Genomic DNA, 15,347 nt, shown 5'->3' on the forward strand with positions numbered 1-15,347 from the left:
GCGATTATGCAGGTTTTATTCAGATCGAAACCGGATACTCGTACTTGTCCAGACCGCCCATGCCCGATTACACTGCGCAGACATTAACTCTTTTCTGAAAAAAGGAGGTAAATATGGTTCTGCTTGTGTACCCAATGATGTTGGTACATTGGTCCAGCACATTTGCCGGCTCTCACCTGCGTTCTATCGCGCTGCGATAACCTGGTCAGAGCAAAGCCTACTCATCTGGTCGAGTTCTTTCTCGATTCCATTGTTGTCGCCAGCGCTCCTGTTGACAGGGACAAACACGTCCCGCAGAAACGAGAGCAAAAGCATGACAACCCTGATTTCCGCACTTTCCCTGCAAATGGAAAGCGGCCACGGCCCGCTATTCCTCGACCTTTCCTTTACAGTAAAACTGGGCGACCGCATTGGTCTGTTGGGCCATAACGGCTGCGGCAAAAGCAGCCTGCTAGGCCTATTGGCCGGCAGCCGCGAACCGGGCGCCGGCAGCGTGCAATATGCGGGACAGTGCCGCCTGCAGCATGTCGAGCAACATCTGCCGCCGCGGCTCGAAAACCTGACGGCGCGCGAGGCGCTGCTCGAGGCAATAGACAAACAGCCGGAGCAACATTGGCGAGTCGACAGTCTGCTGAACGAACTGGCGTTGCCCGAGGCCGCCGAGACGCCCGTGGCCAACCTGAGCGGCGGGCAGCATACGCGCCTGCTGCTGGGGCGCGCCGTGTTGCAGGAGCCTAACCTGCTGTTACTGGACGAACCCAGCAATCATCTGGACCTGCCGTCGCTGTTGTGGCTCGAGGATTTCCTCGGCCGATGGCAGGGCGGTTTCATTCTCGTGTCGCACGATCCGCGACTGTTGGACACGCTCAGCGACAAGAGCTGGATTCTGCGCGATCAGCAGTTGTACAGCTTCGATTTGCCGTGCAGCGAGGCGTTGGTCGCATTGGCCGAGGCCGACGCCGCGGCGCAGTTGCGCCATGACGGCGAGCAAAAGGAAATCGACCGGTTGACGGCCAGCAGCAAACGCGTCGCCATCTGGGGTCGCGAGCATGACAATGAAAAACTGTTGCGTCAGGCCAAGAATATCCAGCGGCGCGCCGATAAGCTGAAAGACGATCAGACCTTCGTCAGTCGTGGCAGTCCGTGGTGCCTGAAATTGCACGGGAAGTCGCTGGCCGCCGATAGTCTGCTGGCATTTGAAGGCCTGCAGGTTCGCGCGCAGTCCGACCAGCCCGTGTTGTTCGAGCTGGACGCGCTGTGGTTGCGGCCGGGTGACAAGGTCGCGCTGCTGGGCAGCAACGGCGCCGGCAAGTCTTCGCTATTGCGGCAGTGCTGGAGCGACGTGCAGACCGGCGAGACACGCGCGGGCTGGCGCTATCATCCGGCGGCGCGCATCGCCTACTACGATCAGTCGCTGCGTCAGCTGGCCGACGAAGCGACGCTGCCCGACGCCCTCTACAAATTCGCGCCGGTTGGCGACAGGGAGCGGCGACAGGCCTTGATCTCGGCGGGGTTCGCCTATTCGCGACACGGCCAGAAGGTGGCCACGCTCAGCGGCGGTGAACGAGCGCGGTTGCTGTTCCTGGCGCTGTCCATGGCCAGCTATCACCTGTTATGGCTCGATGAACCGACCAATCACCTGGATCTGGACGGCAAGCGTGAACTCGCGACAGCGCTGGCCGCTTTCGTCGGCGGCTTTCTGCTGGTTTCGCACGATCGGGAACTGATCGAAAACAGTTGCAACCGCTTCTGGGTTATCGGCGACGGCCGGGTCCAGGAATGGCCGGACGCCGCCAGTGCGTATCAGCGTCTGTTCGCGACCGGCGACAAGGTGCGATCCGAGCCTGCTCCGGCTGCACGAGTCGATTTGAGCGTGCAGTCCGGCTTCGCTGGTGACGAGGCTGAAGTGCAATGGCAGCGCTGGTGCCAATTGGAATCGTGGCTAGAGATGGACCTGGCGCGCAAGCCGAAGCATCAAAAGCCTCATTTGCAGAAGGAATGGCAGCAGGAGATGCGTCGACTGGAGGAAAGGCTGGGCTTGTAAAATCCGACTGAAAGATCCCTTCGGAACCCGTCTGGTAAAAAGCACGATTCCTGCCAATACCAGTCTGGTTCCTTCTCTCTCTCATCCATGCCATCAATCGACCTCGAAGCCCAACTCGTCAACCTCGCAAGCGAATCGACGTGGTTCTGGTCCGCACTCGTTGCAGCGCGCGGTTTGAACCTGTCTTCCTGGTGTATCGGCGCAGGCGCTGTTCGCAATCTCGTATGGGACGCCCTTCATGAACTGCGCGTCCCATCCGCTCTTTCAGATGTCGACGTGGCTTACTTCGAGGCGTCCGATCTCTCGTCCGCGCGCGATGCGGAATATCGACGCTGCCTGACGGATGCGTATCCATCGATGCCATGGGACGTGACCAATCAGGCCGCCGTGCACCAATGGTTCGACGCAACGTTTGGTCATACCGTTGCGCCACTCGCTTCGTTGAAAGACGCCGTGGCATCGTGGCCGGAATTCGCCACCTCGGTCGGGCTGACGCTACGTTGGGACGATTCGATCGATGTGATTGCGCCCTATGGGCTCGACGATCTGTTCGGTATGGTGGTGCGACGAAATCCGGCGCGTGTCAGCGTGGAGACGTATCGGAAACGTGTGGAACAGAAGCAATATCCACAGCGCTGGCCTCGAGTGACTATCGTCCCGAGCTGATTTCTCCGGGGTGCGGATCCACTCCCAGCTTCGTCCGGTTAGCGTCATTCACCCGCGATTCGTTTGCTACACTGAATCAGCCTACCCGCGTCAATCCTTTATCGCGGAACAGAAAGTAGTGCGGAGGTGTTGCCATGCAGGAAGAACCGTTGCTTGAAGCCTTGAATGCGCACTGGCGCGCATCGGCGGCCGGCGATCTGGACGCGGAGCATGCTATTTACGCTGACGACGCCATCTGCGACTATCCCCAATCGGGTGAGCGAATTCTCGGCCGGGCCAATTTGCAGGCACTACGCGGACATCATCCCGACAAGCCATCGGGATTCGACGTCAGGCGCATTCAGGGCGAAGGGAATCTGTGGGTGACGGAATACGAAATCACCTATAGCGGCCGCGCGTTCTGGACGGTCAGCATCATGGAGTTTCGTGACGGCAAGGTCGTCCACGAGACCCAGTATTTTTCGGATCCCTTTGAAGCACCCGGTTGGCGTAAGCAATGGGTTCAGCAGACCGCGTGATACCCCAAGGCGGTCGGATGACCGCCTTTTTATTGCAGCGCCACAAATCGATTGACGCGGCCGGTTTGCGTCCGCGGCGAGTGCCTCGTGGGCTTCGACATCTCCGCTAACCTCGCACGTCGCGTCAATCAGGCCCGTCAATGCCGTTTGAATGTCGTTTCGCGGCGCGCCGCTGACGTCCGACCCATGCGGCTTCCCACCGACTCACCGCGGCGATTCAAACGCTTGATCGTTTGGTGAGCGTCCTCCAGAAATCTTGTCGGCAGCGCGCTGACAAATCAAGACAATCAGATCAAAGACGCGCGGCGTCGGCGTGGTGTTTAAAGCCGCCGTCAGCGCGACGAACCATGCCGCAGCCGGCGCGCACAAGATGCGTCGCAGCTTCAGGAGGAGACATCATGAAACAGACGCGCATCACAGCCGAAGCAGCCACCAACGCGCTGCACGGGGCAGGGTCGGCACGGTCGCCACGGTCCCGAAGAGCCGCGCACACGCGAGCGTGGTGCGCACCGATCGGCGTCGGCGTCGCGTTGTTGACCGCCGCCTTGCTGATGTCCGCTTGCGCGGACGCGAGTTCGAGCACCACGGATACGTCGTCCACGCCGGCGAAACCCGCTAGCGGATCGATGAGCGCGGCGATGAGCGCGGCGAGCGCAACCGGCAATACCGTCACCGCAACGCCGTCTCAAGACACCGCCCTTAACACCGCCGACACCTCGCACGGCACCGCCGCATCGTCACGCCCGTCACTCGAACTCGCCAAGGCCAAACAACTTGCTGCCGAACAGGCGGTCGCCGAACGTCTGCCGTCGGCCAGCGGCATGACCGAAAAGCGTACCCGCCCACTAACGTTGCGCGATTCCGGCATCGACGGTTCGCTGATGTTCGCGCGCGACGTCGACTTTCGGGTCACGGGCGACATCGGCTTCATGATCCACGACATGGCCGCGACGCTGACTCCCGCGCATCCCGGGCAGCCGATCGTATTCGACGACCCGACGAGCGTGACGATCAACGTGCACCGCGGCGACGTCACGCTCGACAGCGCCAGGCTCACCGCGATCTTCGACCGCTACCTGTTCCAGTATCAAGGCTCGCCGCTGCGCAACATGCGGGTGGTGCCGCAAGATGGCGGCAGCTTGCGCATCACCGGCGAGATGCATCGCGAAACCTGGGTGCCGATCGTGCTGAGCGGCGCCTTGTCGATGCGCAACGCCAATGAACTCGTGTTCCACGCCGATCACGTCGAAGTTGCCGGCGTCGGCGCCGACAAGCTGATGCAGGCCGCGCACGTCAAGATGGCCGACCTGCTGAAAGTCGACACGCCGATCGCGCGTCTGGACGGCGACGACGTGGTAATGCAGGTCGCCAAACTGACGCCGCCACCCGCGTTACGCATGAGCATCACGCACATCGACACGAGCGCGGCCGGCGTACGCTTCACGCTGGACGACCACACGGTGCCGAAAATCGACTGGCCCGCGACGATGCCCACCCGCGGCCTGCTGGTGCAGGGCGGCGACGTGAAATTCATGCGCTCGATGCCGATGAACATCGACATGGCGATCACGCCGCTCGACGCCAACACGCCCTTCGTGCTGGACCTGTACCACTACCGCGACCAGATGGCCGCCGGCTATCTGACCTTCGACGAGGCGGGCGCGCTGGATGTGCATCTGCCGTCCTATTCGACGCTCGCCAGTGCAAGCGCCAGCACCAGCGCCGCCGCGGCGAACGACACGGCGCAGCAAACGGGCAGCGCCGGCGCGCGTTTCAACGACAGCTTCATCCGCGCGCAACAGGCTTCGCTCGCGCAGGCGCGGCTGGTCTGGCAACATGTGCCGCCGACCTTGAGGGCTGCCTCGGTTGCCCGCGCAATCCCGGTCGGCACACGCGCGGCATTCAGCGGCCAGAGCATGGCGACGCCCGGATCCGCATTCACCGACGAGCGTCATTCGCCGGGCGTCGCGCCGTTGATTCACGTCGAGAACGTCGACTTCTACGTAGCCGGGCGGATCGGTTTTCATGTGCGATCGCTGGACGCGCAGATGGTGCCGAAGCACCCGGGCCAGCCCGTCGATCTGGACGACCCGGATCAATACGATATTCACATCATCGGGGGCGAGGTGGTCGAACCGTGGCCGGCCATGGCGGCGCTGTTCAACGACTACCTGCTCGACTACGAGCCGCGCTCGCTGAACGATCTGCAATTGAAACCCGTCGACGGTAAGCTCGAAGTCACCGGTGGCATCAAGTTGTGGAATCACTTTCCCGGCGTATGGCTGCCGACCACGATGAGCGGCACGATCGTCGCGAAGGACGAACGGCATCTCGTGTACGAACCGACCTCGGTGAAAGTGCTGGGCGTGCCGCAGGCGGGCTTGCTGCGCGCGCTGGATATTCCGCTGGCGTCGTTGACGCCGTTCACGCGCAAGGGCGTGGCGTTAAAGGGCAACGAACTGGTGTTCGACCAGTACACGGTGTTTCCGCCGCCGGTGCTGCAAGGGCGCCTCGCCAGCGCGACGGTGACGGACGAAGGCCTGGTGCTGAAATTCAAGCGTGACGGCGCGATTGCCGCGGCGCGGCCGCCCGCGAATGCGGGCAAGAGTTTCGTGTGGATCGAATCCGGCGACGTGAAGATGTTCAATTCGCTGGTGACGAATACGAGAACCTTCATCAAGGACAGTTCGAACCCGGGCGTGATGAAATTCGATCTGTACGCCTATCGCCGCGACGTGTCGAAGGGCACGGTACGAATGGGCACCGACGGCGGCCTCGACGTCGACCTGGCCACGAGAAAGTAGCGAACGTCACGTCACATCACGGCGCGTCGGGACGCGCCGTGATGCCAGACCGCTCAAGCGTCTTTATGGATGATCCATTCATGCGCCGGGTCGTTGCGGAAATGCCAGACCCGTTGGCCGCCGGCCATCACATTCAGATAGTACGAGTCGTAACCATACGGCACGATCACCGGATGATAGCCACGCGGCACCATCACCACGTCGTGATTTTCCACGGCCATCGATTCGTCGATGTCGCGCATGTCGGTGTACACGCGCTGGAACGCGAAGCCTTGCGGCGGATTCAAGCGGTGGTAGTAAGTCTCTTCGAGCGAACTCTCGTGCGGGACATTGTCTGTGTCGTGCTTATGCGGCGGATAGCTCGATGCGTGGCCGCCCGGCGTTCTGACTTCGACGACCAGTAACGACTCCGCCTGCTCGGTCTGCGGAAGAATATCGCACACGTAGCGCGTATTCAGGCCCTTGCCGCGCGTGGAGCGCTTCATGGAAGCCGGTTCGATCAGCCGCGCCGGGAACTCGCCCTTGGCCGGCGCGCTCGCCACGCCGATCTCCGCCTCGCGATTGGCGCGCACCGTCGCGCGCACACCGGGCGGCAAATACACCGCATACGGCGCGGCGTCTTCGAACACGTTGTCGCGCGAACCCAAAGCGGTCCACGTGGCATGCTCGGTTTCGATATCCACCGCGCCGGTCAGCACGACGATACACACCTCGCGCGCCGCTTCGAGCACATGCACCACTTCGTTCGCGCCCAACCGGTAAGCGGCGAATCCCACGTACCGCCAGCACGCCGACTCCGGCGTGACCCGCGCGATCGTCTGGCCGTCGCGCTGCGCCTTCACCAATAAGCTCATGCTGCCTCCTGATCCACGCCATTGCCCACACCGTCGAGCGGCGCATCCACCAACGCGCGCAACGTGCGATAACCCTTCTGCGCATACTCGAACGACGGCGCGACCACCGGGTCCTGTTCCGCTTCGACCACGAGCCAGCCGCAATAGCCGTGACGCTTCAGGCGCTCGATGATGGCCGGGAAATTCACCGCGCCGTCGCCCGGCACCGTGAAAGCGCCGGCAATCACCGCGTCGAGAAAACTCCAGTTGCGATTGCGTGCGAGCTTCATCACGGCGGGGCGCACGTCCTTGCAATGCACGTGGCACACGCGGCCGATATGTTTGTCGAGCACCGCCAGCGGATCGCCGCCCGCGAACGTGATGTGCCCCGCGTCGAACAACAGGCCGACGGCGTCGCTCGTGCGCGCCATCAACTGATCGACGTCGGCGGGCGTTTCGACATAGGCGCCCATGTGATGGTGATAAGCCAGTCGCACGCCACGACTCAACGTATAGCGGGCGAATTCATCGACCCGCGCCGCGTACGCCGCCCATTGCGCGTCGCTGAAAAAACGCGGCCGTTGATACAACGGCTGCGGCGCGCCCTGAATCGAATCGGCCACCTCGCCATAGACCATGGCCGTCGCGCCGTTTTGCGCGAGCAGTTCCAGATGCGGGCCGACCGCCGCGATTTCGTCTTCCACGCTGCCGCGCGCGAGGCGGCCGGAATACCAGCCGGACACCAGCGCGAGATCGTATTGCGCGAGCAGCGCCTTCAGCGCCTGCGGCTCGCGCGGAAATTTGTTGCCCAGTTCAAAGCCCTGATAGCCGATCTGGCGGCCTTCCGTCAGCGCTACGTCGAGTGGCGTCTCGCCGCCGAGCGAAGGCAGATCGTCGTTCATCCACGATAACGGGTTGATGCCGATACGTACGTCGAAAGCAGTCATGCGGACGTCCTCATTCGTTGTCGGGTTGGGCAGCGTGCTCGCCGGCGTCGGCCGATTCGGCGCGGGCCGCGAGCTGCGCGTCGTATTTCGCGCGCGCGTCGCGCACGGCGGGGCGCGCCGACACTTCGGGCACGGCGACTTCCCACCACCAGCCGCCTTCGTCGGTGGTGCGGGCAGGGTCGGTGTCGATACTGATCACGTAAGTGCGATCCGCGGCGCGTGCGCGTTGCAGCGCCGCTTCGAGTGCGGCGATATTCGCGACGTGCTCGGCTTGTGCGCCGAGAGAGCGCGCATGCGCGGCGAAATCGATTTGCGGTGCGCCGAGCGGACCCTGCATGCAGTCCTCCAGCAGATTGTTGAACGGTGCGCCGCCGCACGCCTGTTGCAAGCGGTTGATGCAGCCGTAGCCGCGATTGTCGAGCACCACGACGATCAGCTTCGCGCCAATCATCACCGAGGTCGCGATCTCGCTGTTCATCATCAGATAGCTGCCGTCGCCGACCATCACGATCACTTCGCGCGCCGGCCGCGCGAGCTTCGCGCCGAGACCGCCGGCAATCTCGTAGCCCATGCACGAATAGCCGTATTCGACGTGATACGCGCCCGGTTTGCCGGCGCGCCACAGCTTGTGCAATTCGGCGGGCAGGGTGCCCGCCGCGCAGACGACGATGTCGTTCGCCGCCGATCCCGGGCTCGAACGCTGGATCGCACCGATCACATCGCCTTCGTATGGCAGCACGCTGTCGCGTTGCGGCGCATGCGTGAGCGTGCTCACGGTGTCGCGCCAGCTTGCCGCGAGTTTGTGCGCGCGTGCGGTCCAGGGGCGTTCCGCGTGCCATCCTTCCAGCGGTTCGGCGAGCGCGTCGAGTGCGAGACGCGCGTCGGCTTCCACGACGAGGGCGCGATGTTTGATGCCGTCGAATGCGTTGGCGTTGATCGCCACCACGTCGGCCTGCGTGAACAACGTGTTCGAGCCGGTGGTGAAGTCCTGTAGACGCGTGCCGATGGCGAGCACGCAGTCGGCATCGTGCGCGAGCGCGTTGGCCGCCGGCGAACCCGTCACGCCCAGCGCCCCCGCGTTCAACGGATCGTTCCACGCCAGCGAGCCCTTGCCGGCCTGGGTTTCCGCGACCGGCACGCCGTGCGTGGTGGCGAAGCGATGCAGCGCGTCGGTGGCGTGGCCGTAGAGCACGCCACCGCCCGCAACGATCAGCGGCCGTTTGGCGCGACGCAAATGCGCGACGGCGGCTTCGATCTCATCGACACGCGGCGCCGGCGCATGAAAGCGGACCCTGCGCGGCTCGAAAAACTCCACGGGGAAATCCCACGCTTGAGCCTGCACGTCTTGCGGCAACGCGAGCGTGACGGGACCGCACAACGCTGCGTCGGTCAGCACGCGCACGGCGCGCGGCAACGCATTTAGCAACTGCGCCGGATGCACGATCCGGTCGAAATAGCGCGACACCGGTTTGAGCGCGTCGTTGGCGGAAACGCCGCCGTCGTGAAAGTCTTCCACCTGCTGCAACACCGGATCCGGCGCGCGCGACACGAAGATGTCGCCGGGCAGCAGCAACACCGGCAAACGGTTCACATGGGCCAGTGCCGCCGCCGTCACCAGATTGGTAGCACCCGGTCCGATCGAGGTCGTCACGGCCATCATGCGGCGGCGGAAATGCGCTTTCGCGAAAGCAATCGCGCTGTGCGCCATTGCCTGTTCATTGTGGGCGCGCAGCGTCGGCAATTCCTCGCGATGCTGATACAGCGCCTCGCCGATCCCCGCGACATTGCCATGCCCGAAGATCGCGAAGACGCCGCCGAATAGCGTCTCGGTGTCTTTGCCGTCTTCGGTGAGGACGCGTTGCGCGGCAAGATAGCGCACCAGCGCCTGAGCGGTCGTCAGGCGGATCGTGCTGGATACCGAGGGACGCGCCTGGGTGGCGTCGTTGGCGGACGCCGTGTCGTGATGCATTACGCGCTGGTTCATGCGGCCTGCTCCTGATGAACGCGGCTCGACGCACCGTGCCGCGCCGCGTTTTCGCCACGCGCCGCGCGCCATGACGCGATCAGCGTTTCGAACGTTCGCCGCACGCGCGTGATCAGTTCGTCGTCGCCGATTTCATTGGCGAGCCACGCATGGCTCGGTTCGTGAAAAATCGTACGGCCCACGGTGAAACCGCGGCATGTCGCTGATTGCGCGGCGGCGCGAAAGCCCTCGTTCAACTGCTCCACGCCCGCCGACAAACCGAGCAGCACCACGCCACGGCAATACGGGTCGCGTTCGGCGATCAGCGCGTCGACGGCCTGCCATTGCGCGGCGTCCATCGGTTCGAGCTTCCACCATTCCGGATAGATGCCGATGTTGTACAGCCGCTTCAACGCGCGATACACGATGTCCGGACCTTGCGGCAGCGACGCGTGCTTCGGCGGAATCACCTCGAGCAGCAGTTCATGGCCGCTTGCCTGGGTCGCGTCGTACAGCGCGCGCAACTGCGCTTCCTGTTCGAGACGTTGTTCGATCGGCTCGTCCGGATGGAATTGCACCAGGCACTTGGCGATATGGTCGTGCGGCCACGGAATCAGCGAGGTGCCGATCGAGCGGCCGTGATCGAAGACCAGCGGCACGGAGCCGGGCAGTTCGACCGGACGGCCGATCCACCAGCCGCGTCCGGTGGCGGCGTTCAGCGCGTCCTGGCCGTAACGGTCGTCGATCAATACGCCGATATGGTCCTGCAAGCCCAACGCGCTTTCAGTCTGCGCGACGGCTTCGACGAACAGACCTTTCAGCTGCGCGATGCGCGCTTCGTCGGCGCCGGTTTGCTGCGCGAGCTCGAAGAACTGGTTGCGGTGATCGAACGCGAAGCCGAGCACTTCGTCCCATTGTTTGCGGGCCGGCGAGACGCGATGCAAACGCGCCAAGGTCGCGTCGCGATCCGGGCGACGCATGCGTTGCGGGTCGGCCTTCGCTTCGCGCAGGAAGTAATCGAGTTCGGCCGGCGTCGGCATGGCCGGGGCGCAACCGTGCCGCGACACCACCAGCGCGCCGCTCGCGTTCGCGGCGCGCGCGCAGGCTTCGAGCGGTTGATCGCGCAACCATCCTGAGAGGAAACCGGACGCGAACGCGTCACCCGCGCCGAGCACGTTCAGCACGTCGACTTCCACGCCGCCTTGAATCGGGATTTCGTCGAGCGAGGCGGGCACTGCGCCGTCGATGATCTGGCAACCGAGCGGCCCGCGCTTGAGCACCAGCGTGGCGGATGTCACGGCGCGCACCATCGCGAGTGCATCGACCAGTTCGGTCTTGCCGCCGGCAATACGGAATTCTTCCTCGGTGCCGATCACCAGGTCGAATAGCGGCAGAATCCGCTGCAAATGCGCGGTGACGCCTTCGCTCGCGACGAAGCGGGTTTCGCCGTCCGCTTTGCCCGTGAGGCCCCACAACACCGGACGGTAGTCGATATCGAGCACCGTGCGCACCTGGTTACGGCGCGCGTAATCCAGCGCGCGGCGGCTCGTGCGGTTCACCTGTTCGGTGGAGAAGTGCGTACCGGTGATCAGCAGCGCTTTCGACGACGCGATGAACGCCTCGTCGAAATCCGCCTCGTCGACTGCCATATCGGCGCAGTTCTCGCGGTAGAAGATCAGCGGGAACGTATCGCGGTCTTTCAGGCCGAGCAACACGAGCGCGGTCAGACGTTCCTGATCGATGCGCACATGACTGACATCGCACCCTTCCTGGGTGAGCGTCTCGGTGAGAAAGCGGCCCATGTGATCGTTGCCGACGCGCGCCAGCATCGCCGACGCAAGGCCGAGCCGCGCGCAGCCGAACGCGATATTCGCCGACGAACCGCCGAGATACTTCGCGAAGCTCGACACGTCTTCGAGCCGCGCGCCGACCTGCTGTGCGTACAGATCCACGGCGAGCCGGCCGAGACAGACAATGTCGCGCGTGCGGCCCGGCGCGAAGCGGCCGCTGGTCGAACCCGAAGCCGACACCGGGCCGGACGGGTTAGCGCTGGGAGTGCTGGAGTGAGCCATGAATAATCCTGAATAGCTGAGCGTGGGATTCGGCGTCTTCGCACCGCAGCCCACGCGAATAGATCAGATCCAATCAGATCGTCGCGCCTTCGAGTTCGCCCATCATCTTCTGCATCTCGGCGCCGCCGGCCATCATGTCGAGCACTTCATCCTTGCTGATGGTGTCTTTCGTGAACGTGCCGAGCGATTTGCCGCGATTGAGGAGCGTGAACGAATCGCCGATCGGATACGCGTGATGAACGTTGTGCGTGATGAAGATCACCGAAATACCTTTGGCGCGCGCCTTGTGAATCAGCTTCAGCACATTGAAGCTCTGCTTGACGCCGAGCGCGGCGGTCGGTTCGTCGAGAATCAGCACGCGCGCGCCGAAATGAATGGCTCGCGCGATCGCCAGACATTGTTTTTCGCCGCCGGACATCGTGCCGATCGGTTGATGCGGGTCGCGCACGTTGATGCCCATCTCCGCGAGCTTGTCGCGCGCGGCGGTGGCGCAGTGTTCGAGGTCCATCACGTTGATGAAGCCCAGCAGTTTTTTCTGCGGCTCGCGTCCCATGAAGAAATTGCGCGCCACCGACAGCAGCGGCACCAGCGCCAGATCTTGATAGACGGTCGCGATACCGAGATCGAGCGCGTCTTTCGGCGAGTTGAAGCGCACCGGTTTGCCGTCGACGCGATACGTGCCTTCGCTCGGCTGATGCACGCCGGCGAGCGTCTTGATCAGCGTCGATTTGCCCGCGCCGTTGTCGCCTAGCAGGCAATGCACTTCGCCGCGCCGCAGTTTGATGTTGATGTCCTTCAACGCAATGATGTTGCCGAAATAGCGGCTCACGTTTTCCAGCGACAGGATGGTGTCGTCGTCAGTCTGTTCGAGGGTGCTCATCGTGAACTCCGTGCCTTAGCGAAATTGGCGAGAATTAGCGCGGTTTAGCGGGACGCCGCCACGCGGCTACGCACGTAGTGATTGAACAGCACGGCGAACAGCAGCATCACGCCGAGGAACACGCGGAACCAGTCCGAGTCGACATTGGTATAGGTAATGCCGATCTGCACGACGCCGAAGATCAACGCGCCGAAGCAGGCGCCGATCACCGAACCGTAGCCGCCGGTGAGCAGCGTGCCGCCGATCACGGCGGCGATGATGGCTTCGAATTCCGCCTGCAGTCCGCGGTCGGCCGCGGCCGAGCCGATGTCGCACACTTGCAGCACCGCATACAGGCACGAGCAGAACGCGGTCAGCACGAACAGCGAGATTTTCACGCGCCGGACCGGCACGCCGACGTTCTTCGCCGCGTTGGCGTCGCCGCCCACCGCGAAAATCCAGTTGCCGAAGCGAGTGCGTGCCAGCACGAACGCGCAGACGATGGCGAGACCAAGCCACCACAGCAGCACCTTGGGAATGCCGGGCACGAGCGGCACACCGGTGTCGAGCATCTTGACGAGACCGAGATGACCCAGCCAGACGAACAAACCTTTGAACGCGACGCCCTGAAACAGCGTGTGCGCCAGCCAGTCCTGACGCGCGACGTCGCCGACACCGGAAATGATGGTGCGATCGGCGAACATCACGGATAAGGCCAGCGTGAGGCCGCGCAAAATGAACAGGAAGGCGAGCGTGACGATGAACGACGGCAAGCGCGTGCGCATCACCAGATAACCGTTGAGCGCGCCGAGCAGCATCGAGCCGGCGAACGCGAAAATGATCGCGAGCCAGATCGGCCAGTGGAAATACATGGTGGGCAGCGCGACCATCATGCCGGCGAAGCCGATCATCGAACCGATCGACAGATCGAATTCACCGGCAATCATCAGCACGCAGGCGCCGACCGCAATCAGACCCAGATAGGCCGCGACTTGCGACCAGTTCATCACGCCGTCGAGATTGAACATGCCCGAGTTGCCGGCCGCCACGCCGAACACGATAAACACCATCGCAGTGCCGGCGAGCGCCGCGAATTCCGGGCGATTCAGCAAATGCTTGAACCACGACTCCCGGCGCACCCGTTCGTCGGCGCTGGCGGCCGTCGTGGTGCTGGCCTGTCCCGTCGGATCTTGCGGATCGGTCGGCGGCTGCTTGCGGGGATGGGGATGAAAAATGTTGGCGACACCCATTTGAAGCTCTCCTTGATACGCCGGCGGGCGACTGGTCGTCGGCAACCCGGGCGGCGTTTGAAGCAAAGTAAATGCGGCGAACAGGGCGGCAGGTCGCGTCTGTCAGTGCGGCATGCCGGTGCAGCGCGACGAGGCTGCACGTCAAATACAACGGGCGGGCGAGTGCCGGCCGGGCCGAAGCGATCCGGCCGGTCCCCGCTTGTTTGTCGTTGGCCGCGAGCGTGGCGATCGTCGTGGTCGCGATGCTCGCGGCAGGTTCAGGCGATGAGCGGCCTGTGGCGGCTTAGCGGTATTGACCCGCGTACTTCAGCACCTTGTCGACGTTGGCCTTGGTGATGAAGCCCGGGCCCGAGCCGATATTGCGCGGCCCATAAGAAGGCGCGAGTCCGTAAGTGGCGAGCCGTTCCTTGAACTTCGGATTGGCCTGCAGGATCTGGCGGATCTTCGCCGGGTCGGTGGTGTGCTCCTTCTTCACGATCGCCAGTACGGCGACCGGGATATAACCCTGCAAGTACGGTTGCTGATCGATCGCGAACTGGATCGTGCCGTCCTGGATCGCCTTCGCAATGTCGCTGTCGAAGTCGAACGTAGCGAACCAGACCTTGCCCGCAAGGCCCATCTGTTGCAGCGCCTTGATGGTCGGATCAGCCGACAGCGGACCCAGCGCGAGCACCGCCTGCGTGTCCGGATGATTACGCAGATACGCGCTCACCTTCGACTGCACGCCGGTCGGGTCCTGGCCCGCGTCGAGCGTGGAGGTCTTGAAGTCGACGCCGAGCGCATCGGCGAAACCACGGCAGCGCTCGAACGAAGCCGGATTCGTCGCATAGTGGTTCACGCACAGGAACGACTTGATGCCGGCGGCCTTCGCTTTCTGGCCCGCCGCTTTGCCGGCCGCATATTCAGGTTGGCCGACATGCATGATCGCGCCGAGCTGGGCGCTTTGCTCTTCGGTGCCGGAGTTGATCGTGACGAGCGGAATGTGTTTCTGCGTGACCTTGGCGATCGAACTCTTCAGCACGTCGAAGTCGGCGATCGAGACGATCACACCGTCGTAGTTGCGCGCCGCGGCCTGTTCGACCAGCCGCGCCATGTCGGCGATGTCGCCGTTCGGCGGGTTGCGGTAATCGGTTTCGACGTTGAAGTCCTCGTCGGCCTGTTTGATCGCGTTCTTGATGGTGTTCCACCATGAATCCGAATCCGGCGCGTGGCTGATCAGCACGAAATGGGCGTCCGCCGCGCGGGCGGCCGAGGCCGCGCCGAATCCCGTCGCCAACGTCAATGCCGTCACCAGAATCCTGAGCGCACCCTTGCCCTTGCAAAGTCTCATTGTCTCCACCTTTCTCGGTCTGTCGTTATTGAAGGGAGCGTCTGGCGGGCGGCTTTCCGGT

11 protein-coding genes are annotated in these 15,347 nt (G+C 63.4%); 4 read left to right on the forward strand and 7 right to left on the reverse strand.

The features are described 5' to 3' along the window. Positions 1-313: 313 nt before the first annotated feature. From B0G83_RS06520 to B0G83_RS06535, 4 genes are all read left to right on the forward strand, one after another. Positions 314-2,044, forward strand: coding sequence for an ABC-F family ATP-binding cassette domain-containing protein (locus B0G83_RS06520; protein ID WP_105506655.1), 1,731 nt, complete (start codon positions 314-316; stop codon positions 2,042-2,044). An 87-nt stretch (positions 2,045-2,131) separates the two neighbouring features. After that, positions 2,132-2,710, forward strand: a complete 579-nt coding sequence (locus B0G83_RS06525) for a nucleotidyltransferase family protein (RefSeq protein WP_181156734.1) — start codon at positions 2,132-2,134, stop codon at positions 2,708-2,710. Between the two features lie 134 nt (positions 2,711-2,844). Continuing rightward, positions 2,845-3,228 (forward strand): nuclear transport factor 2 family protein, encoded by a 384-nt coding sequence (locus B0G83_RS06530; RefSeq protein WP_105506656.1) that lies wholly within the window; start codon positions 2,845-2,847, stop codon positions 3,226-3,228. 398 nt (positions 3,229-3,626) lie between these two features. Further along, on the forward strand, positions 3,627-6,032 hold the full coding sequence (locus B0G83_RS06535; RefSeq protein ID WP_374954895.1) for a hypothetical protein: 2,406 nt from the start codon (positions 3,627-3,629) through the stop codon (positions 6,030-6,032). Positions 6,033-6,085: 53 nt separating this feature from the next. On the opposite strand, the gene iolB is transcribed toward B0G83_RS06535, so the two are convergent. From iolB to B0G83_RS06570, 7 genes are all read right to left on the reverse strand, one after another. Next, the gene (gene iolB / locus B0G83_RS06540; protein ID WP_105506657.1) at positions 6,086-6,886 is read right to left on the reverse strand and encodes a 5-deoxy-glucuronate isomerase; all 801 of its coding nucleotides are present in this window, start codon (positions 6,884-6,886) and stop codon (positions 6,086-6,088) included. After that, positions 6,883-7,812, reverse strand: a complete 930-nt coding sequence (gene iolE / locus B0G83_RS06545) for a myo-inosose-2 dehydratase (RefSeq protein WP_105506658.1) — start codon at positions 7,810-7,812, stop codon at positions 6,883-6,885. Before iolE ends, iolB begins: the two co-directional genes overlap by 4 nt. Positions 7,813-7,822: 10 nt before the next feature. Further along, a complete protein-coding gene (gene iolD / locus B0G83_RS06550) occupies positions 7,823-9,796 on the reverse strand; it encodes a 3D-(3,5/4)-trihydroxycyclohexane-1,2-dione acylhydrolase (decyclizing) (RefSeq protein ID WP_105507182.1) in 1,974 nt (657 codons plus the stop codon). Then, positions 9,793-11,847, reverse strand: coding sequence for a 5-dehydro-2-deoxygluconokinase (iolC, locus tag B0G83_RS06555; RefSeq protein ID WP_105506659.1), 2,055 nt, complete (start codon positions 11,845-11,847; stop codon positions 9,793-9,795). The genes iolD and iolC overlap by 4 nt, the downstream gene beginning before the upstream one ends. Before the next feature lie 73 nt (positions 11,848-11,920). Beyond that, a complete protein-coding gene (locus tag B0G83_RS06560; RefSeq protein WP_105506660.1) occupies positions 11,921-12,727 on the reverse strand; it encodes an ATP-binding cassette domain-containing protein in 807 nt (268 codons plus the stop codon). A 44-nt stretch (positions 12,728-12,771) separates the two neighbouring features. Continuing rightward, positions 12,772-13,956 (reverse strand): ABC transporter permease, encoded by a 1,185-nt coding sequence (locus tag B0G83_RS06565; protein ID WP_105506661.1) that lies wholly within the window; start codon positions 13,954-13,956, stop codon positions 12,772-12,774. A 283-nt stretch (positions 13,957-14,239) separates the two neighbouring features. Beyond that, positions 14,240-15,286 carry a sugar ABC transporter substrate-binding protein gene (locus B0G83_RS06570; protein WP_105506662.1) on the reverse strand — a complete coding sequence of 349 codons (1,047 nt, stop codon included), beginning with the start codon at positions 15,284-15,286 and terminating at the stop codon, positions 14,240-14,242. Between the last annotated feature and the right edge of the window lie 61 nt (positions 15,287-15,347).

It is taken from the genome of Paraburkholderia sp. BL21I4N1 (assembly GCF_002973525.1).
In the GTDB taxonomy this organism is placed as follows: domain Bacteria; phylum Pseudomonadota; class Gammaproteobacteria; order Burkholderiales; family Burkholderiaceae; genus Paraburkholderia.

Excerpts from the sequence above, each read along its gene's own strand:
- B0G83_RS06520 (WP_105506655.1), top strand. The coding sequence starts at position 314 with ATGACAACCCTGATTTCCGCACTTTCCCTGCAAATGGAAAGCGGCCAC.
- B0G83_RS06525 (WP_181156734.1), top strand. The coding sequence starts at position 2,132 with ATGCCATCAATCGACCTCGAAGCCCAACTCGTCAACCTCGCAAGCGAA.
- B0G83_RS06530 (WP_105506656.1), top strand. The coding sequence starts at position 2,845 with ATGCAGGAAGAACCGTTGCTTGAAGCCTTGAATGCGCACTGGCGCGCA.
- B0G83_RS06535 (WP_374954895.1), top strand. The coding sequence starts at position 3,627 with ATGAAACAGACGCGCATCACAGCCGAAGCAGCCACCAACGCGCTGCAC.
- iolB (WP_105506657.1), bottom strand. The coding sequence starts at position 6,886 with ATGAGCTTATTGGTGAAGGCGCAGCGCGACGGCCAGACGATCGCGCGG.
- iolE (WP_105506658.1), bottom strand. The coding sequence starts at position 7,812 with ATGACTGCTTTCGACGTACGTATCGGCATCAACCCGTTATCGTGGATG.
- iolD (WP_105507182.1), bottom strand. The coding sequence starts at position 9,796 with ATGAACCAGCGCGTAATGCATCACGACACGGCGTCCGCCAACGACGCC.
- iolC (WP_105506659.1), bottom strand. The coding sequence starts at position 11,847 with ATGGCTCACTCCAGCACTCCCAGCGCTAACCCGTCCGGCCCGGTGTCG.
- B0G83_RS06560 (WP_105506660.1), bottom strand. The coding sequence starts at position 12,727 with ATGAGCACCCTCGAACAGACTGACGACGACACCATCCTGTCGCTGGAA.
- B0G83_RS06565 (WP_105506661.1), bottom strand. The coding sequence starts at position 13,956 with ATGGGTGTCGCCAACATTTTTCATCCCCATCCCCGCAAGCAGCCGCCG.
- B0G83_RS06570 (WP_105506662.1), bottom strand. The coding sequence starts at position 15,286 with ATGAGACTTTGCAAGGGCAAGGGTGCGCTCAGGATTCTGGTGACGGCA.